The sequence below is a fragment of the Klebsiella sp. WP8-S18-ESBL-06 genome (assembly GCF_014169755.1).
In the GTDB taxonomy this organism is placed as follows: Bacteria; Pseudomonadota; Gammaproteobacteria; order Enterobacterales; family Enterobacteriaceae; genus Kluyvera; species Kluyvera ascorbata_B.
The window spans coordinates 2,141,066-2,161,034 of record NZ_AP022256.1 but is presented as its reverse complement, the minus strand read 5'-3'; the positions used below and the strand labels follow the sequence as shown (position 1 = coordinate 2,161,034).

Below are 19,969 nucleotides of genomic sequence, written 5' to 3'. Positions count from 1 at the left end.
GGCCTCAGAATAGATCGCTACGCGATTTGAGCAGATCCTCAACGTCCTTATCGGCCTTGATGCGGATTTCATGCTCAATCTTGACGTTCATATTGATGGTAATCGGCTCTTTCGGCGCCGCCACCTCTATACGCGGTACACAGCCCGATAGCAATGCCGTTGCCGCGACGGCCAGCATGGCGATGGATAATTTCATTGTTGCTCCTTACATTCCTTGCCGCTACGACACGGCACCCCGGGAAGGGTCGCGTGTTGCTCAAGCCATGACTGAAGTTTGTCGCCAAAGCGCAGGCTTCGCCACAAATCAAAAACATTCTCCTGGTGCGTATAGTTGAGCTGCACCGTACTGCGTTTTTCATCCATCACCCCGGTACCGGTAACCGTAGCCTGAAGCGATAACTGTCCCAGACTATCGAGGTTAATGCGCGTCCACGAGCGTGAGATTTCCAGGTAGCGCAGCCAGTTGATGGCGGCGCCAGCGGCGATGTTGTCCGCAGCAACCGCATCGGCAGTGTCTTTATCAAGCCGGAGGGTCATCGGGCCCGGGTTATGCAGCCAGCCGTCTTTAATAATCCACTGACTGTCGTTCAGCCACAGCGGCAGCGCGCCATCGACCGCTCCGGACATTGCAAACTGTTTCGGGTTAACCGCGCTCACCAGTTCACTGGTCGAAATATGCTGTAAACGCAGCAGCGCCGCATCATGCTGCGGCAACCGCAGCTGCTGCATCGTCACCTTGCCGCCAAGCACATCAACGCTGACGTCGCTCAGCTGCAATGGCGATGCTTCGCTCCACGGCCAGGTGCCCTGAAGGTCGGCGGTCACGTTACGTGCGGTCACCTGGTTAACAATTTCGGCGATACGCAGCGAAACCGGACGTCGCGTCCCCAACTGCCAGACGCCCGACTTCAGACGGAACGGCAGCACAAAATCAACGCCATTAATTTCGTTATCCGGCATCCACGCGCTGCCGCTGCGCAGCACGCCGTGGCCGCCTGCTTCAAAGCCTTGACCAGCGGCGGCGGAAAAGGCGACCTGTGCGTACAGCGACCCTTCGCGTAGCTTCATTTTCCAGTCCGGCGGCACCAGCGGCTGGAATACCGTCAGCGACTGCTTGGGCCACCACGCCTGGCCGCGCAGACGCTCACCGTCCCAGCGCCCGGTCACGCGCACCGGGCCGATAGCCTGCGCCTTGAGGTCACCTTTAAACTGAAAGAATGTGGGATCGCGCCCTTCCACGCTGAAGGTTAACGCCGAGGCTGGCAGTACGCTGCCGCCGGTAAAACGGGTTTCGCTGGCGTCCAGCGCCAATGCGCCGGTAAAGGACGGATGCTGTTCATTGCGGATCCAGTGAATCGGCTGCTCCAGCTTCAGGCGCGGCTTATCAATAGTCATGGTGCCGTACTGGAGCTTATCAAAACCGGTCGATAACGTATTGAGGACAATCGCGCTGTCGCGCCACTCTCCGGTGCCGGTCACATCCCACCGAGCCTGCATCGGAGTGAAATGACCGTCGCCCCAGTAGCGCCACTGCCAGGTGCCTTTATCCGGCATAAAGTTGTCGGCCTGCCCATCAAGGTGCAGCACAAAATCCCCGGTCTGCTGCTCGTGGGCGCGAAGGATCGCCTGCAGGCGGCCATCAATCCCCTGAGTGGAGATTTTCACCCCGGCCAGCGGCCAGCGCACGTCGTCAATATTGAGCGCATCAATCACTCGCCCGCGTGAACGCAGCAGTGCCCCGGGCTGGAACGCCAGCACCGGCGTCATCAGCGGGCCGCTGAGATGTGCGGGCAGTTTGGCGTAGAAAATCAGATCGCCCTGCTTGGCTTCCCCCACCAGCTGAAGCGGCATGTCGCTGTTGTCCATACTGAGCACGCCGGGCCCCATGTTCAACACCGCCACGCCTTTGCCGGCATCGCCGGAGGTGAGCACGCTAAGACGACCGCTTACCTGCGTCTTATCTACCCCCTGCTGCCAGTTTTCCAGCTTCACGCCTACGCGCCCGCTCAGCGGAATACCGGCCTGATAAGGCCAGTTCCAGCGGCCATCGCTGATGGTGAGCCGTTGTTCGGTTAAGGTCCACGGCAAATCGACCAGCGGATCGTCTTCACCGCGGGCCATCATCACCAGTTGACCTTGATTACCGTCCCAGTTGAGCTCGGCGTCAACCGGAGACGGCACCTGAGGCACCTGAAACGTCGACTCGAGATGCCCTTTGATCGGTAAGCCATCCGGCACCAGCGGCAGCGTAAATTCCCCCAGCAGCTTTACCGGCGGTTCCCCGTCAAGCAGGCTAGCGCGAAACTCGCTGACCGTCAGCGCCTGCCCGTGCAGGCGGGCACGCAGTGCGACCTGCTCGCCCTCGTACGCGATGTCCTGGCGCTGCGGGGTGAGCGAAGACGTTAGCTTGCCCTGCCATTTTTGCCAAGGCGAAATGCTGAGCGAATCAATCGTCAGCCAGGTATTGGGCAGCATTGACTGCCACTCCGCCAGCGTGCGCGGCGCACCGGGCACGGCATCGTTTTGTGGCAGTTTAGTAAAGCAGAGTGAGTTGAGGTTGACCGCCGTGGCGTGCAGTCGCCAGCGGCTTGGGTGTGACAGGGTCACTTCTTTGAGCGTCGCCAGTTCGCAGTCGCCTACCAGATAGCGAAGATCGGGAATGCGTAGCGCCGATCGGGTCAGCCGCGGGCTTTCGTTAAAGGCAATGCGCGTTCCGGCCGGAAGCCAGATGCCCACCAGCGTAGGAACCCAGTACCCCAACGTCATCACCAGCGTGAGCGGCAGCAGTACTAAAAGCAGGAGTAGCGCAATGATGGCTTTATATTTACCCTTCATGGGTGCAGTCATATCCAGATTGAAAAAGCAGTCATGCCTGGCCGCACAGCGGGCGGTCCAAAGGCGCATATTGTGTCATGTCAGACCAGATAGTGAAACCGCTGTGATGGATTAAGCGTAGCTGCTGCATAATAAAATGTGAGGAATTTCAGTTGATTCTGATTGAGATTACCTCTACGCGCCCCCATTTAAACGACCTATACTCATGCGTATATCTTTACGTATCCTTAGCATTCAAAACATTTTTATATTTTGTAAGATTTTTTGAATTATGCTAACTTGACTCTAAAATCATTGGAGAAAAGTCTCATGAAAATCGCCGTTTACAGTACAAAGCAGTACGATAAAAAGTATCTGCAAAATGTTAATCAGGCATATGGATTTGAGCTTGAGTTTTTTGATTTCCTGTTAACGGAGAAAACCGCCAAAACGGCCCATGGCTGTGAAGCGGTGTGTATTTTCGTTAACGATGACGGTAGCCGTCCGGTGCTGGAAGAGTTAAAAGCCAACGGCGTGAAGTACATTGCGCTGCGCTGCGCGGGCTTCAACAACGTCGATCTCGACGCGGCGAAAGAGCTGGGGCTGCGCGTGGTGCGCGTGCCGGCCTACGACCCGGAAGCCGTTGCCGAACACGCTATCGGCCTGATGATGACCCTGAACCGCCGCATTCACCGCGCCTATCAGCGCACCCGCGATGCCAACTTCTCACTGGAAGGGCTGACCGGTTTCACCATGTTCGGTAAAACCGCTGGCGTGATCGGCACCGGGAAGATCGGCGTTGCCGCCCTGCGTATTCTCAAAGGTTTCGGCATGCGCCTGCTGGCCTTTGATCCGTACCCAAGCGCTGCCGCGCTTGAACTGGGCGTGGAGTATGTCGACCTGCCGACGCTGTTTGCCGAGTCGGACATTATTTCACTGCACTGCCCGCTGACGCCGGAGAACTACCACCTGCTGAACGCCAGCGCATTTGAAAAAATGAAGAACGGCGTGATGATTGTTAACACCAGTCGTGGCGCCCTGATTGACTCCCAGGCGGCGATTGAAGCCCTGAAAACGCAGAAAATCGGCGCGCTGGGGATGGACGTCTATGAAAATGAACGCGATCTGTTCTTTGAAGATAAGTCGAATGACGTGATTCAGGATGACGTATTCCGTCGTCTTTCCGCCTGTCACAACGTGCTGTTTACCGGCCACCAGGCGTTCCTGACTGCGGAAGCCTTGACCAGCATCTCAGAAACCACGCTGCAAAACCTGCAGCAAATCGACACCGGTGCTGATTGCCCTAACGCTATCGCCTGATGTCCACCGCTCCCCGGCAACAACGGCCGGGGAGCATTTTCGGATAAGCCCCACAGACACGCCCCGCGTTAAAGTTAGACTTCAATATATTCACCAAACCAATAATTAAGAAGAAGTACTGTGCCATGAAGAACCTGTTTTTCCTGCTGGCGGCGGCCGCCCTTCTCTCAGGCTGCGTTTACAACAGCAAAATGTCGACCAACGGCGAGAGCCTTGCGCATCATCGCTTTGTGTTAGAAAGCGTGAACGGTAAGGCGGTCAGCAGCCATAGCGCTCCACTCGAGCTGAGCTTTGGCGAAAGACAGCCGATTCTGGAGCGGATTTATATTTCAGGCAGTATGTGCAACGGTTTTTCCGGCACCGCAACGTTACATAAAGGCGAGCTGAAGGCCACCGATCTGGCGGTGACCCGAAAACTGTGCAGCGACCCACAGCTTAATTCGCTGGACGGAACGCTGAGCACCATGTTGCGCCAGGGCGCGCAGGTTGATTTAACCGAGCAGCAGCTGACCCTCGCCACGGCAGACCAGACGCTGATTTATCGCCTGGCCGATTTAGTGCATTAACGCTTAGTAATTACCGCAGGTGCCAACGGCAAGCGACTGTTCGCTGCAGCGTTTGCCGTTTGGCAGCGCGCACATACCGATACTGGAGCCGTCCAGCTGGCGCGCGGCAGAAAGTGAGCCGCCAATCATCGCGCAGTTGGCTTCACCAGTGCTGGACATCGCCGCTCTCATTCCCGGCGTAACGTGTGCGGCAGTCGCCTGCTGAACGGGCTCACTGCTGCACGCAGATAATAATAGCGCCGCACACCCCACTAAAAACGCAGCTCGCATCTCTTCTCTCCGTATTGCAAAAATAAGAACAAACCTAAGCATCATAGGCAGCGCGAGCCGCTCCGTCGAGAGACGAAGTGCGCATTTATGCGCTGTAGAAACATTTTCTGGCAATTTTGTGGCGAAAATCATTCGCCTCATTGATATCGACGCCCCCTTAGGACACAAAAGCAAAAATGATTCAGCCCGAGGTTTGCTAGACTTCCCTTAACATCATCCTCAAGAGCGATGTGTCAATGACGAACAATTTCCCGGTTGGCGGCGCTCCCGCGGACCACTTTTTTGCGCAATGTAAGGTGTCATAATCCATGATCACAATTGATGGTAATGGCGCGGTCGCCTCGGTGGCGTTCCGTACCAGCGAAGTCATCGCCATTTATCCGATCACGCCAAGCTCAACCATGGCTGAACAGGCTGACGCCTGGGCGGGCAACGGGCTTAAGAACGTCTGGGGCGACGTGCCGCGCGTGGTCGAGATGCAGTCGGAGGCAGGCGCGATTGCCGCCGTACACGGGGCGCTACAAACGGGTGCCCTGTCAACGTCCTTTACCTCATCGCAGGGCCTCTTGCTGATGATCCCCACGCTGTATAAGCTCGCCGGACAGCTGACGCCTTTTGTGTTGCACGTTGCAGCACGTACCGTCGCCACCCACGCGCTGTCGATTTTTGGCGACCATTCTGATGTCATGGCCGTACGCCAGACCGGCTGCGCGATGCTGTGCGCCAGCAGCGTGCAGGAAGCGCAGGACTTTGCGCTGATTGCCCATATCGCTACGCTGAAAAGCCGCGTACCGTTTATTCACTTCTTTGATGGTTTCCGCACCTCACACGAGATCAACAAGATCGTGCCGTTGGCCGACGATACGATTCGCAGCCTGTTACCGCAGGAAGACATCACCGCTCACCGCGCCCGCGCCCTCAATCCTGAACACCCGGTTATCCGCGGTACCTCGGCAAACCCGGACACTTATTTCCAGTCTCGTGAAGCCACTAACCCGTGGTATAACGCGGTTTACGACCACGTTGAGCAGGCGATGGATGATTTTGCCGATGCCACCGGCCGGCGTTACAAACCGTTCGAATACTACGGTCATCCGCAGGCTGAACGCGTCATTGTGATTATGGGGTCAGCGATTGGTACCTGCGAGGAAGTGGTAGATGAACTGCTGACCCGCGGTGAGAAGGTCGGCGTACTGAAAGTTCGCCTGTATCGCCCGTTCTCCGCAGCGCACCTTCTGCAGGCGCTACCGGAAAGCGTGCGCAGCGTGGCGGTCCTCGATCGCACTAAAGAGCCGGGGGCTCAGGCCGAACCGCTGTATCTCGACGTCATGACCGCGCTAGCGGAAGCCTTTAACCAGGGCGAGCGCGAAACGCTGCCGCGCGTGATTGGCGGCCGCTACGGGCTCTCTTCAAAAGAGTTCGGCCCGGACTGCGTGCTGTCTATTTTCAACGAATTGACGGCGGCCAAGCCGAAGCCACGCTTCACCGTCGGTATCTACGATGACGTAACCCATCTCTCCTTGCCGCAGGTAGAAAACACTTTACCGTCGCGCGCACGTCTGGAAGCGCTGTTCTACGGACTGGGCAGCGACGGCAGCGTCTCTGCGACCAAAAACAACATTAAGATTATCGGTAACTCCACGCCATGGTTTGCGCAAGGGTACTTCGTCTATGACTCCAAAAAGGCGGGCGGCCTGACGGTCTCTCACCTGCGCGTCAGCGACGAGCCGATCCGTTCTGCCTATCTGGTGGCACAGGCCGATTTTGTCGGCTGCCATCAGCTGCAGTTTATCGATAAATACCAGATGGCCGAGCGCCTGAAGCCCGGCGGTATTTTCCTGCTCAATACGCCCTACAGCGCCGATGAAGTCTGGGCGCGCTTGCCGCAGGAAGTGCAGGCCGTACTGAACCAGAAACAGGCGCGCTTCTACGTGATCAATGCGGCGAAAATCGCCCGTGAATGCGGCCTGGCGGCGCGAATTAATACCGTTATGCAGATGGCCTTCTTCCACCTCACGCAGATTCTGCCGGGCGATAGCGCGCTAATGGAGTTGCAAAACGCCATTGCCAAAAGTTACAGCAGCAAAGGTCAGGATCTGGTTGAGCGTAACTGGCAGGCGCTGGCGCTGGCCCGTGAATCGCTGTTTGAGGTTCCGCTACAGCAGGTTAACGCCAGCAGCCCTAATCGCCCGCCGGTGGTCTCCGACGCCGCTCCGGACTTTGTCAAAACGGTCACCGCGGCGATGCTGGCCGGTCTTGGCGACGCGCTGCCGGTATCTGCCCTGCCGCCGGATGGTACCTGGCCTGTCGGCACCACCCGCTGGGAAAAACGCAACATTGCCGAAGAGATTCCTATCTGGAAAGAAGATCTTTGCACCCAGTGTAACCACTGCGTTGCCGCCTGCCCGCACTCGGCCATCCGCGCGAAGGTGGTGTCGCCGGAAGCCATGGATAACGCCCCGGCCTCCCTACACTCTCTCGACGTGAAGTCGCGCGACATGCGCGGTCAGAAATATGTCTTACAGGTGGCGCCAGAGGACTGCACCGGCTGTAATCTGTGCGTTGAAGTCTGTCCGGCAAAAGACCGACAGAATCCGGATATCAAAGCCATCAACATGATGTCGCGTCTGGAACACGTAGAAGAAGAGAAAGTGAACTATGACTTCTTCCTCGAACTGCCGGAAATCGACCGCAGCAAGCTGGAGCGCATTGATATTCGTACCTCCCAGCTTATCACTCCGCTGTTTGAATACTCCGGCGCCTGCTCCGGCTGCGGCGAAACGCCGTATATCAAACTGCTGACTCAGCTATACGGCGACCGTATGCTGATTGCCAACGCCACCGGCTGTTCTTCCATTTACGGTGGTAACCTGCCTTCGACGCCGTACACCACCGATGCTAACGGCCGCGGGCCGGCGTGGGCTAACTCCCTGTTTGAAGACAACGCCGAGTTTGGCCTGGGCTTCCGCTTAACGGTCGATCAACATCGTCAGCGCGTGATGCGCCTGCTGGACGGTTTTGCCGAGCATATTCCGGCAGAACTCAACGACGCGCTGCACGCGGATGCAACGCCAGAAGTGCGTCGTGAGCAGGTTGCCGCCTTACGCAGCGCGCTTAGCGGCGTAGAAGGCGCCGAAGAGCTGCTGACCGATGCGGACGCATTGGTTGAGAAATCCATCTGGCTTATTGGCGGCGACGGCTGGGCCTACGACATCGGTTTCGGCGGTCTGGACCATGTCATGAGTCTGACCGAAAACGTCAATATTCTGGTGCTTGATACCCAGTGTTATTCCAACACCGGCGGGCAAGCCTCAAAAGCGACCCCGCTCGGCGCGGTCACCAAATTTGGTGAGCACGGCAAGCGCAAGGCGCGTAAGGATTTGGGCGTCAGCATGATGATGTACGGTCATGTGTACGTGGCGCAAATTTCGCTCGGCGCACAGCTTAACCAGACGGTGAAAGCTATCCAGGAAGCGGAGTCCTACCCGGGGCCATCGATTATCATCGCCTATAGCCCATGCGAGGAGCACGGTTACGATCTGGCGCTCAGCCACGATCAGATGCGTCAGCTCACCGCGACCGGATTCTGGCCGCTGTTCCGCTTTGACCCGCGTCGTGCCGATGAAGGCAAGATTCCGCTGGCGCTGGACTCACGTCCGCCGTCAGACGCGCTGGCCGAAACGCTGATGAACGAGCAGCGTTTCCGTCGCCTGAACAGCCAGCAGCCAGAGGTGGCAGAGCAGCTGTGGAAAGACGCGGCAGAGGATCTGCAAAAACGCTACGACTTCCTTGCCATGATGGCCGGAAAAGCGGAAAAACCAGCGCCACAGGAATAACCGCTCTAAGGTCATTCTGAAACCATAAAAAAAGCCCGAATAGTTATTCGGGCTTGTCATTTAAGATAACGAATAAGAATAATGACACACGGCAACATAAATAAATCACGGAATAATAAAGGCATATAACGGCCGCAGCTTACGTTATATATCGTTACTTGTATAATTTTAAATTTGTATATATTTTGACAAATCATTCACCAAAATTATTACCATTTCAATTGACTCACCTCCTTTAGATTTTACTTATCGCGTTACAAATATTATTTACCCTCTCGAATTTTTCTCTATTAGCATGGCCATACTTCCTGTATCGGGAAGCGCACAAATAAAAATACTAAAGGAATATACTCAATGAACAGAAAAGTACTGGCCCTCATCATTCCTGCCCTGCTCACCGCAGGCGCAGCCCATACCGCAGAAGTTTATAATAAAGACGGCAATAAATTAGACATCTACGGCAAGGTAGATGGTCTGCATTATTTTTCTAATAATTCCGGCTCTGATGGCGACCAGAGCTATGTTCGTTTCGGTTTCAAGGGCGAAACACAAATTAACGAGATGCTGACCGGTTACGGCCAGTGGGAATACAACGTTCAGGCCAATACCGAAGAAAGCGATACGGGCAACGCGTGGACCCGTCTCGGCTTCGCGGGCCTGCGCTTCGGTAATTACGGCTCATTCGACTACGGTCGTAACTATGGCGTATTGTACGACGTTGAAGGCTGGACCGACATGCTGCCAGAGTTCGGCGGCGACACTTACACCAACGCGGATAACTTTATGACTGGCCGCGCCAACGGCGTAGCGACCTATCGCAACAACGACTTCTTCGGTCTGGTCGACGGTCTGAACTTTGCTCTGCAGTATCAGGGTAAAAATGAAAACCAGGGTGGCGAAGGCGACAATAGCTATGGCACAAACAACCGTTCTGACGGCAATGTCCGTAAAGACAACGGTGACGGCTTCGGTCTGTCCACCTCTTACAATCTGGGGATGGGCGTGAGCGCTTCGGCCGCGTACGCGACTTCCGATCGTACTAACGCGCAGAAAACAGATACCACTGCCGATGGCGATAAAGCAGACGCATGGACCGTCGGTCTGAAATACGACGCCAATAACCTTTACCTTGCATCCATGTATTCAGAAACGCGTAATATGACGCCATACGGTGATGATAACGGCGTGGCCAACAAAACGCAGAACGTTGAAGTTACCGCACAATACCAGTTCGATTTTGGTCTGCGCCCGGCAATCTCTTATCTGCAATCTAAAGGCAAGGATTTATACACCGGCAACAACAATGTAAAAGCAAACGCAGTCGGCGACAAAGACCTGGTGAAATACCTGGATCTGGGCGCGACTTATTACTTTAATAAGAATATGTCCACCTACGTGGATTATAAAATCAACCTGCTTGACGGCAACGATACCTTCTATCAGGAAAACGGTATCAACACCGATAACGTTGTCGCGATGGGCCTGGTTTACCAGTTCTAAGACGATATAAGAACCCGCCGCTAATGCCGATCGGTCAGGAACGGTAGGCCGGATAAGGCGTTTTACGCCGCCATCCGGCAATCAGCGCGCAGTGTGCCGGATGCTAATCCGGCCTGCGCAAGCATGACGGTCATTGCCGGCGGGTTTTCTTTATTTACTGCACCACGCTTTCGCCGTGGATTTCCCCTTTGAATCCGGTTTTAGCAATGGCCGCTAATAGCCGCTGATTATCAAAGTTTTCGGGCACCACCACCTGCGCCTGACGCGTTTTCAGCGAAGCCTTAGCCTTAATAACGCCCTCGGTACTGCGCAAAGCCTGGTTAATGGAAATTACACACAGCGGGCAGTTCATTTCGCCAACATCAATGGTGACCAGCTTATCGGCCGCCCAGCCAAACGGCGTAAACATCAGCAGCGCCAGACAAATCGCTTTTTTCATTCCATCCACTCCCAGACCCAGGGCAAAACGTAAGGATAAGTGATTAACGCCAGCACCAGCGGCACCGCCAGCCAGTACAACCACACCAGCACCCGACGGCTTACCACGTTCACGCATACCGGCTTAGCCGACAGATGCAAGTGCCAGAACCCGCGCGCCATCAGCCCCAGAGCGACGATCACCATCGGAATCTGTAGCCACGAGGCACCGGGAATACCCACCAGCCCCGCCGCCGATATGCCAAACACCAGATACAACAGCGGCCCGATGCAGCACAGCGTTGATGCGCCGGCGGCGATCACCGCCGCCAGCAGCGTCAGCAGCCCGCCCTTAATGCTGTTCGACGCTGACATAATCGTAACTAAAGGCGGCCGGATCGTAGAAGTTCAGCGGATCGCCATCCACTTCGGCGTAAGGGTAGCCCAGATTGTTCACGTCGCCCTGCTCTGCGGCAGGTGACAGCGCGAAATCCCGCGCGTGGTTAAAGCCGACCCAGTTCATTTCCCAGTTACCAAACAGGTAATCGTTCACTGCCGTCACCGCCGGATCGCCGTTCTCTTTTTTCTCCGTCAAACGCATTTTGGTCACATCCGCCGGATCTGCGGGCATCCAGCCAAAACCAGCCAGCCAGAACATGGCGCGGCAGTGTTGACCACCGCTGATTTTGGCCACACCTTTATCGTCGGCGCTGCCGAAGGCTTTCGTCGAGTAGCCGTTCAGCTTACGGCTGGCACCTAAGCGGATGCCGAACATTTCACGCGCCGGAATGCCGACCGCGCGGCACAGCGCCACAAACACCGAGTTGATATCGGTACATTTGCCGCCCAGCTTGTTGGTTTTGAGAATTTCGCCGACGTCGCCGGTGCCGCAGCCAATCACCGCATCATCACGATGCATATGGGTGCTCACCCAGTTGTGAATCAGACGCGCCTGCTTGAGCGGCGCTTTTTCATCGGCAATAATTTTCAGCGCAGTCTCTTTCACCAGGCCATCAACCGGAATGTGCGGCGTGGCCAGCAGGAAAGGTTTGATCTCGTCGGGGATCACGGCGCCGGCGACCGGCAGCTGCCAATCGGCCAGGCGATTGTCTTTCAGCACCTCCCAGTCGCGCGTTTCAATGTCCATTTCGACTTTGATATCCAGCGCCCCGTCAGATGATGGCCAGGTCACAAACAGCACTTTCGCACCATAGCGATTATTAGCATTTAACGTCGCGCTCTGGTAATTACCGCTGAAAGAGAGGTTCAGCAGCTGCTGGAAGGCGGTATCTTCTGGGATAGGGATCCACAAATTCACCTTGCCAGAAGAACCTTGCGGAGCCTTCAGGCTATAGGTTTGCGTCATCACAAAACGGCGGTATTTGCCGGAAGAAGAGACGGCGGGCTGCGCTTTCGCTTCAGTTTTGGCAAAAACCGGACTGACCAGACCCAGCGTGGACAGGGCCGCAGCGCCTTTCAGGAAGTTACGCCTTTGCATTGTGTATCCTTCATCACCAGAAAAAGCTGGCGCTTCACCCCGCACCTGCGGAGGCTGGGCGCTATTATGCGGCCATGTATTCAGCACGACAATGGATATGAGGATGCAAACGGCATCATCGGTTAAAATCACGCCCCCGCCTGCGTAATGTTATAACAAATCGAAAAAGATGAGCAAACCTGCGGATGGCTCCGATAATATTCAGCCAGCATGAAGTAAATAACGGAAAAGCACGCTCACCGAAATTCAACCCCAGGTAAATTTATTGGCACACGCTTGCGTAATTTCTCATCAATTATTGTTAATCAGCTCACCGGCAATACGCCATTAGCGCTGAAATAATATGTTAACTTAATGGCTTGTTATCAATGACGTTACCTGTAAACTGTTTCACGAGTTCGCCTGACAATGGGTTTTAAATTGCATCGTGGCAGCCGTTGATAAATCACGACTGGCGGCAATTGATTATAAAAAATAAAAATTCATGTGGTTTTATGTTACAAATGAAAAGAAAATCAACAGAAAAGCAAAATAAAGACTCATTTATTACGTCTCGTTACACAATAATCTGTCTTGGTATTCTTGGCTGCCTCGGCGTTTTACTGGTAAGGGTCGCCGATCTGCAGTTTCTGAACCACCCGATGCTGGCAAAAGAGGCGGATCAGCGCTCGCTGCGCACCGTGGTACTGCCCACCAACCGCGGTACGCTGGTCGATCGCGATGGCGAAGCATTGGCCATGAGCGTCCCGTCACGTGACGTGGTGGTCGATCCGGTGAAAATCGTTGAGGCCAGCCCCAATTTTCGCGATGCAAAATGGCAATATCTCGCCGCAGCGCTGAATACCACCACCGATCAAATTGCGAACAAAATTTACCAGAATTCCCGGCGTCATTTTCTTTTCCTTGAGCGGAAAGTTGAGCTCGGGATTGCTAAGGATATCGCCGATCTGCATATAAAGGGCATCAGCGAAATTTATGACGACAGCCGCTTCTACCCAATGGGCGAAGCGGCAGCCCCACTAATAGGTATTGTGGGCGCCGATAATACGGGGCTCAACGGTGTTGAAAAAGGCTACGATACTATTTTACAGGGTGAGCCGGGCAAAGAAATTTATCGTAAGGATGCCAACGGCGATATTATCAGCGTTCTGGATTACGATGCACCGAAACAGCCACCTACCGTTCAGCTCAGTATCGATAAATTCGATCAGTACACGCTGTACAGCAAACTTCGTGAAGGCGTTCTGCTGAACAAGGCCGACTCCGGCGCGGCGGTGCTGGTGAAAATCGACACCGGCGAAATCCTGGCGATGGCTTCGTATCCCTCTTACAACCCCAATAACTTTGATAACGCCACCCCATTGCAAATGCGTGACGTGGCGATTAACGACAGCTTTGAGCCCGGTTCAACGGTGAAGCCATTAGTGATCATCGAAGGCCTGGAAAGGCATATTATTCAGCCCAATACCCTGCTTGATACCACGCCCTACCGCGTCAACGGGCACCTGATCCGCGACGTGGGTCACTGGCCGCAGCTCACGCCGACCGGTATTCTGCAAAAATCGAGCGATATTGGCGTGTCGCATATTGCGCTGGCCATGCCGGCCCAGGCGCTGGTTGATACCTACCACGCTTTTGGGCTGGGTAAGCCAACCGGTCTGGGATTGACCGGCGAAAGCGTTGGCTACTTCCCGCTGCATCGCCAGCAGTGGGCCGATATCGAACGCGCCACCTTCTCCTTTGGCTATGGGCTCCGCGTGACGCCGCTGCAAATTGCACGTGAATATGCCACCCTCGGGTCATTTGGTATCTATCGCCCGCTATCCATTACCAAAGTGACTCCGCCGGTTATCGGCCAGCAGATTGCCGATCCGTCAATTGTCAAAACGGTGGTGCACATGATGGAGAGCGACGTGCTGCCCGGCGGCAGCGGCGTACGCGCAGCGGTGCCGGGATACCGTCTGGCAACCAAAACGGGGACCGCGGAAAAGCTGGGTGACAGCGGCAAATATGACGGCGGCTACGTGAACTACACCGCTGGCGTCGCGCCGGTCAGCCATCCGGAAGTGGCGCTGGTCGTCGTGGTGAATAACCCGACGGCCGGTACCCACTTCGGGGGGTCGGTAGCAGCACCAATATTTGGCAACATTATGGGGCCCGTGCTGAAAAATATGAATATTGCCCCGGACGCGCTGTTGCAGTAGCTCATACCATCAGGCTGCCGCACGGCGGCGTGCGCCCGAAATGGGCCGCTGGGGTCATAGCCAGCGGCCTTTTTTGTTATCAATGACGCAAAAAAAACCGCCCCGTTGAACGCGGAGCGGTTTTTTCAGACCTCAGCAATGATTACTTGCTGGTATCCAGTTCGTCGAAACCTTTCACCAGATCGTCAATTGCTTTCATCTGCTTCAGGAACGGTTCCAGCTTCGCCAGCGGCAGCGCGGACGGGCCGTCGCAGCGCGCATGGTCCGGATCCGGATGCGCTTCAATGAACAGACCGGCAATTCCCACCGCCATACCGGCGCGCGCCAGTTCGGTGACCTGCGCACGACGGCCGCCGCTTGCGGCGCCAAACGGGTCGCGGCACTGCAGCGAGTGGGTGACGTCGAAGATAACCGGCGAGTTGTTGGACGCTTTTTTCATTACGCCAAAGCCCAGCATATCAACGACCAGGTTGTCATAACCGAAGTTAGAACCACGGTCGCAAAGAATCACTTTGTCGTTGCCGCCTTCGATGAATTTGTCCACGATGTTACCCATCTGGCCCGGGCTAACAAACTGCGGCTTCTTCACGTTAATGACCGCGCCGGTTTTGGCCATGGCTTCCACCAGGTCAGTCTGACGAGCGAGGAACGCTGGCAGCTGAATCACGTCCACCACGTCGGCAACCGGCTGCGCCTGGCTGGCTTCGTGCACGTCAGTGATGATTTTCACGCCGAAGGTTTGCTTCAGCTCCTGGAAAATTTTCATCCCCTCTTCCAGGCCTGGGCCGCGGTAAGAGTGGATAGAGGAACGGTTGGCTTTATCAAATGAAGCTTTAAACACGTAAGGGATGCCCAGCTTCTGGGTCACGGTCACGTAGTGTTCGCAAATACGCATCGCCAGGTCGCGTGACTCCAGCACGTTCATGCCGCCAAACAGAACAAACGGCAGATCGTTTGCTACCTTGATATCACCAATGCTAACCACTTTTTCTTTCATAAGATCGCCTTGTTAGGGTATTTCCGCGATTATAACCGGGATTTTTCCCGTTTAGTGAAGAGTAATTTGTTTATGCGCGATGGTGTTAATCTGCGCGCGAATCATTTCGCTGATCGGGTCTTCCGGACATTGCTCAACGAAATAGTTTAAATCGTTCAGTGCGATGTGCTCACATTCCAGCTGGGCATAAATCAGCCCGCGGTCGCGAATTTCGTAGGGATCTTCCGGGTTAAACTGCAGCAACGCCTCGCTGGTACGCAGCGCCAGCTCCATCTGCCGCTCTTCCATGAGCGCCGATTTCAGCGTGTCGAGCAGTTTACGCACCACTTCGGCGTTATCCGCTTCATCGAGATCCTCATTGAACAGCTCCGCCATCGGGCTGATGTTGCCCTTCAGCCACACGTCGAGCGTATGCTCGTCAAGCGTGTCGCCGTTAAACGGGTTGATCAGCCACAGCTCTTCGTTGTCGACGTCGGCGCGCAGCAGCAGCTGGGTCGGGAAAATCACCGGCACCACCGGAATATCCAGATGCCCGGCGATCCACAGCACAATCGCACCGAGCGCCACGGCGCTGCCCTGACGATTTTTCAGCACCTGATCCAGCCACAGCGCATCCGACAAGCGGTAGACGCCGGAGGAGTCGCCAAAGTTCCACTCGTGGTAGAACAACTCAATCAGGCGTTCCATCTGGCGCGTCAGCGTCCAGGAAGGGCTGATCTCTTCCCGCGCCAGCGCCACCAGGCACTCGAGCTGCTCGCGCACCTTCTGCGACGGGAAATCATCACGAATTAATTCGGAAATAAGGATCATGCCGTCGCACAGCGGCGCTTTATTAAATTCAAAATCAGCCAGTGACTTCATACCCTACCCCAACAGCGGAACTTTAGTGATGGCGAGTTTAACGATGATGCACAACACCATCAGCGCCAGCAAAAACGCAATAAACTTGCTCTGCTGGCTGCGCGGACGACGACGTCCAAGCGCGACAAACCCCAAAAAGATGTAAATGATAACGCCAAACAGTTTCTCCGTCAGCCATCCCCCCTCTTCGGTAAAGGGAAAATAGCGCGTCATCACCATCAGCGCGAGGCCGCTGAGCAGCAGCACGCTGTCAACCGCGTGCGGTAAAATGCGCACCCAGCGCGCCTCAAACAGGGCGCTGCGGTGGTGCATCCACCAATAGCGCAGTGCGAAAAAGGAGACGGAAACTACCGCCGACGCGATGTGCAAATAGAGCACAAACTGGAAAAAACTCATGCCTGTGCCTCCGGAGCGCCAGGCCACTGCGCCAGCGTCAGACGATCGTTGTCACCATAGTCACGGCAGGTTTGCACCTGCGCATAGCCGGCTGAGGTAAAGAGCGCGCGAACCGCCGCCCCCTGCCGCCAGCCATGTTCCAGCAGCATATAGCCGCCGGGCTCCAGCCAGTCACGCCCCTGGTTAACGATATGGGCTAAATCGGCCAGACCGCTATCCCCGGCCACCAGCGCGGTTTTCGGTTCAAAGCGCACGTCGCCCTGGCTAAGATGTTCGTCCTGTTCATCAATGTACGGCGGGTTGCTGACAATCATGGCAAAACGCTGTGGGCTCAACGCGCTGAACCAATCGCTTTGCATTATCGTCACGTTCGTTATCCCAAGATGGTCCGCGTTACGCTGCGCCAGGGCCGCCGCATCGGCAATATAATCGACGGCTGTCAGCTGGCAGTCCGGCCGTTCGCTGGCCAGAGCCAGGGCCACCGCGCCGGTGCCGGTACCGAGATCGAGGATCCGGCACGGCCTCTGCGGCAGACGCGCCAGCGCCTGTTCAACCAGGCACTCGGTATCCGGGCGAGGGATCAGGGTCGCTGGAGAGACAAACAGCGGCAGCGACCAGAACTCACGGCTACCCACCAGGTGGGCAATGGGCTCGCCGTTTTGTCGCCGTGCCAGCAGCTGCGTTAGCGTTTCCGCCTGTGCCGCGCTCAGCGTCGTTTCATCAAACGCGAGAATTTGCGTGCGCGATTTACCGGTCACATGCCCTAACAGGATCTCCGCATCGCGACGCGGGCTTTCCCCCCCCTGCAGCGTCGCGATAGCCTGCTGTAGCCACTCTCTCCAGGTCATCATTCCTGCTCGGACAGCGCCGCCAGCTGGTCAGCCTGGTATTCCTGCACGATAGGCTCAATCAGCATATCCAGCTTGCCTTCCATCGTTTCGTCCAGGCGGTAGAGCGTCAGGTTGATGCGGTGATCGGTCACGCGCCCCTGCGGGAAGTTGTAGGTACGGTTACGATCGCTACGATCGCCGCTGCCCAGCAGGTTGCGGCGTTCAGAGGCTTCCGCCTGCTGACGGCGGGCAATCTCTGCCGCGCGAATACGCGAGCCCAGCACTGACATCGCTTTGGCTTTGTTTTTGTGCTGCGAACGTTCATCCTGACATTCCACCACGATGCCGGTCGGCAGGTGGGTAATACGGATAGCCGAGTCGGTGGTGTTAACGTGCTGACCGCCCGCGCCCGAAGAACGGAAGGTATCGATACGCAGGTCCGCCGGGTTGATATCCGGCAATTCCGCTTCCGGCACCTCTGGCAACACGGCTACGGTACAGGCGGAGGTATGAATACGCCCCTGAGATTCGGTGGCCGGAACGCGCTGTACGCGATGACCACCGGACTCAAACTTCAGGCGACCGTAAACGCCTTCACCGCTGATTTTGGCGATCACTTCTTTGTAACCACCGTGCTCACCTTCGTTGGCGCTCATGATCTCAACACGCCAGCGGCGCGATTCAGCGTAGCGGCTGTACATGCGGAACAGGTCGCCGGCAAACAGCGCTGCTTCATCACCGCCGGTACCGGCGCGTACTTCAAGGAAAGCATTGCGTTCGTCGTCCGGATCGCGAGGCAGCAGGAGCACCTGAAGCTGTTGCTCCAGTTCTTCTTCTTTGGCTTTGGCTTCCTGCAACTCTTCCTGCGCCATTTCGCGCATTTCCGGGTCGTCGAGCATCATCTGGGCAGTTTCAATATCGTCCTGAACCTGGCGCCAGTCGGTATAACAGCGAGCCACGTCGCCCAGCTGTGCGTATTCGCGGGACAGCGCGCGGAAACGGTCCTGATCGGCAATAGTTGCTGCGTCTCCGAGCAGCGCCTGAACTTCTTCATGGCGCTCGTAGAGAGCTTCCAGTTTAGCAACAATAGAAGGCTTCATTGGCGTAAATGCACCTTGTTATAAATAGAGTTGTGCTACTCCAGCCCGAGGCTGTTGCGCAGAATATGCAGGCGTTCGTCATCCCCGTCACGGGCGGCCTGCTGAAGAGATTTGGTTGGCGCGTGGATCAGGCGGTTGGTTAACTTGCGCGCCAGATCCTGCATGATGACCTGCGGATCGCCACCCTGTTCGAGCGCGGCGATCGCTTTAGCGGTGAGTTCCTCACGCGCCGTTTCAGCCTGGGAGCGATAATCACGAATGATGTCGCTGGCGCTTTGCGCGCGTAGCCAGGCCATAAACTCACTGGTTTCCTGCTCGACGATGGTTTCAGCCTGTACCGCCGCGGCTTTACGCTGCGCAAGGTTATTCTGAATAATGTTTTGCAGGTCGTCCACGCTGTAGAGATAGGCGTTAGCGAGTTTCCCCACCTCCGGCTCTACATCGCGTGGCACGGCAATATCCACCAGCAGCATCGGCTGGTTGCGACGCGCTTTCAGCGCGCGCTCCACCATCCCTTTACCGATAATTGGCAGCGGGCTGGCGGTAGAACTGATAATGATGTCGGCCTCTTTCAGGCGTTCATCGACGTCGCTCAGCGCGATCACCTCAGCGCCGACCTCATCGGCCAGTACCTGTGCGCGTTCGCGGGTACGGTTGGCAATCACCATTTTTTTCACGTGATGTTCGCGCAGATGGCGCGCCACCAGCTCGATGGTTTCTCCCGCACCTACCAACAGTACGGTGACCGACGAGAGCGATTCGAAAATCTGTCGCGCCAGGGTACAGGCCGCAAACGCCACCGACACCGCGCTGGCGCCGATATCCGTTTCCGTGCGCACGCGCTTGGCAACAGAGAAGGATTTCTGGAACATGCGTTCCAGCTCGCTGACGTGCAGATGCCCGCGGCTGGAATCAGCAAACGCTTTTTTTACCTGCCCTAAGATTTGCGGCTCGCCCAACACCAGCGAGTCCAGCCCGCTGGCAACGCGCATCAGATGGCTGACGGCGTCGTTGTCCTGGTGCCAATAAAGGCTCTGGCGCAGTTCTTCTTCATTCAGGCCGTGGTAATCGCACAGCCAGCGGATAATCGCTTCATGCTGATTATCCTGCTCTTCTACGCTGAGATAGAGCTCGGTGCGGTTACAGGTCGACAGGACCACGCCCCCCTGTACCATTGGCTGAGCCAGCAGGCTCTCCAGCGCCTGGTCAAGCGTATCTGGCGAAAACGTGACGCGTTCTCGCAGCGCTACCGGGGCTGTTTTATGATTGATGCCAAGAGCTAAAAGGGTCATTGTGCGGGAGTAGTACCAGCGTTGATAAGGTTAGTCTGAGCGCATCATACAGGATGCGCGAGATCAAT

At 56.1% G+C, this 19,969-nt stretch carries 17 protein-coding genes; 5 read left to right on the top strand and 12 right to left on the bottom strand.

Translation table 11 applies throughout. The annotated features are described in order from the left end of the window. Window positions 1–4: 4 nt before the first annotated feature. Together H7R76_RS10150 and H7R76_RS10145 are read right to left on the bottom strand one after the other, a co-directional pair. Entirely contained in the window at window positions 5–196 is a 192-nt protein-coding gene (locus tag H7R76_RS10150) for a YnbE family lipoprotein (RefSeq protein ID WP_106926698.1), read from the bottom strand. Further along, window positions 193–2,835, bottom strand: a complete 2,643-nt coding sequence (locus H7R76_RS10145) for a YdbH family protein (RefSeq protein WP_182967675.1) — start codon at window positions 2,833–2,835, stop codon at window positions 193–195. Before H7R76_RS10145 ends, H7R76_RS10150 begins: the two co-directional genes overlap by 4 nt. Window positions 2,836–3,144: 309 nt before the next feature. Between H7R76_RS10145 and H7R76_RS10140 the strand changes: the two genes are divergently transcribed. Beyond that, window positions 3,145–4,134 carry a 2-hydroxyacid dehydrogenase gene (locus H7R76_RS10140; protein WP_106926694.1) on the top strand — a complete coding sequence of 330 codons (990 nt, stop codon included), beginning with the start codon at window positions 3,145–3,147 and terminating at the stop codon, window positions 4,132–4,134. Between the two features lie 125 nt (window positions 4,135–4,259). Further along, window positions 4,260–4,700, top strand: a complete 441-nt coding sequence (gene hslJ, locus H7R76_RS10135; protein WP_182967673.1) for a heat shock protein HslJ — start codon at window positions 4,260–4,262, stop codon at window positions 4,698–4,700. 3 nt (window positions 4,701–4,703) lie between these two features. Here the strand turns inward: hslJ and H7R76_RS10130 are convergent, their stop codons facing one another. Next, the gene (locus tag H7R76_RS10130; protein WP_182930475.1) at window positions 4,704–4,970 is read right to left on the bottom strand and encodes a putative hemolysin; all 267 of its coding nucleotides are present in this window, start codon (window positions 4,968–4,970) and stop codon (window positions 4,704–4,706) included. A 308-nt stretch (window positions 4,971–5,278) separates the two neighbouring features. On the opposite strand from H7R76_RS10130, the gene nifJ reads away from it, so the two are divergent. Both nifJ and ompC read left to right on the top strand, forming a co-directional pair. Further along, complete coding sequence (nifJ, locus tag H7R76_RS10125) at window positions 5,279–8,806, top strand: pyruvate:ferredoxin (flavodoxin) oxidoreductase (RefSeq protein ID WP_182967671.1); 3,528 nt, start codon at window positions 5,279–5,281, stop codon at window positions 8,804–8,806. Between the two features lie 354 nt (window positions 8,807–9,160). After that, complete coding sequence (gene ompC, locus H7R76_RS10120; protein WP_182967669.1) at window positions 9,161–10,306, top strand: porin OmpC; 1,146 nt, start codon at window positions 9,161–9,163, stop codon at window positions 10,304–10,306. A gap of 154 nt (window positions 10,307–10,460) precedes the next feature. On the opposite strand, the gene H7R76_RS10115 is transcribed toward ompC, so the two are convergent. The 3 genes from H7R76_RS10115 to H7R76_RS10105 are packed head-to-tail and all read right to left on the bottom strand — an operon-like array spanning window position 10,461 to window position 12,221. Then, window positions 10,461–10,745, bottom strand: a complete 285-nt coding sequence (locus H7R76_RS10115; RefSeq protein WP_106926684.1) for a heavy-metal-associated domain-containing protein — start codon at window positions 10,743–10,745, stop codon at window positions 10,461–10,463. Further along, window positions 10,742–11,098, bottom strand: coding sequence for a hypothetical protein (locus H7R76_RS10110; RefSeq protein ID WP_197975075.1), 357 nt, complete (start codon window positions 11,096–11,098; stop codon window positions 10,742–10,744). The genes H7R76_RS10115 and H7R76_RS10110 overlap by 4 nt, the downstream gene beginning before the upstream one ends. Next, entirely contained in the window at window positions 11,076–12,221 is a 1,146-nt protein-coding gene (locus tag H7R76_RS10105; RefSeq protein WP_106926680.1) for a transglutaminase-like domain-containing protein, read from the bottom strand. Before H7R76_RS10105 ends, H7R76_RS10110 begins: the two co-directional genes overlap by 23 nt. A gap of 503 nt (window positions 12,222–12,724) precedes the next feature. Here H7R76_RS10105 and H7R76_RS10100 point away from each other — a divergent pair. Then, entirely contained in the window at window positions 12,725–14,425 is a 1,701-nt protein-coding gene (locus tag H7R76_RS10100; RefSeq protein ID WP_374956741.1) for a penicillin-binding transpeptidase domain-containing protein, read from the top strand. Between the two features lie 142 nt (window positions 14,426–14,567). Here H7R76_RS10100 and kdsA read toward each other — a convergent pair whose 3' ends face one another. The 6 genes from kdsA to hemA are packed head-to-tail and all read right to left on the bottom strand — an operon-like array spanning window position 14,568 to window position 19,901. Beyond that, window positions 14,568–15,422, bottom strand: a complete 855-nt coding sequence (kdsA, locus tag H7R76_RS10095; protein ID WP_182930472.1) for a 3-deoxy-8-phosphooctulonate synthase — start codon at window positions 15,420–15,422, stop codon at window positions 14,568–14,570. Between the two features lie 51 nt (window positions 15,423–15,473). Then, complete coding sequence (gene sirB1, locus H7R76_RS10090; RefSeq protein ID WP_106926674.1) at window positions 15,474–16,283, bottom strand: invasion regulator SirB1; 810 nt, start codon at window positions 16,281–16,283, stop codon at window positions 15,474–15,476. Between the two features lie 3 nt (window positions 16,284–16,286). Beyond that, complete coding sequence (gene sirB2, locus H7R76_RS10085; protein WP_182967667.1) at window positions 16,287–16,679, bottom strand: invasion regulator SirB2; 393 nt, start codon at window positions 16,677–16,679, stop codon at window positions 16,287–16,289. Further along, complete coding sequence (gene prmC / locus H7R76_RS10080) at window positions 16,676–17,527, bottom strand: peptide chain release factor N(5)-glutamine methyltransferase (RefSeq protein ID WP_182930624.1); 852 nt, start codon at window positions 17,525–17,527, stop codon at window positions 16,676–16,678. The genes sirB2 and prmC overlap by 4 nt, the downstream gene beginning before the upstream one ends. After that, complete coding sequence (gene prfA / locus H7R76_RS10075; RefSeq protein WP_035891560.1) at window positions 17,527–18,609, bottom strand: peptide chain release factor 1; 1,083 nt, start codon at window positions 18,607–18,609, stop codon at window positions 17,527–17,529. Before prfA ends, prmC begins: the two co-directional genes overlap by 1 nt. A gap of 35 nt (window positions 18,610–18,644) precedes the next feature. Next, a complete protein-coding gene (gene hemA, locus H7R76_RS10070) occupies window positions 18,645–19,901 on the bottom strand; it encodes a glutamyl-tRNA reductase (protein WP_106926668.1) in 1,257 nt (418 codons plus the stop codon). Between the last annotated feature and the right edge of the window lie 68 nt (window positions 19,902–19,969).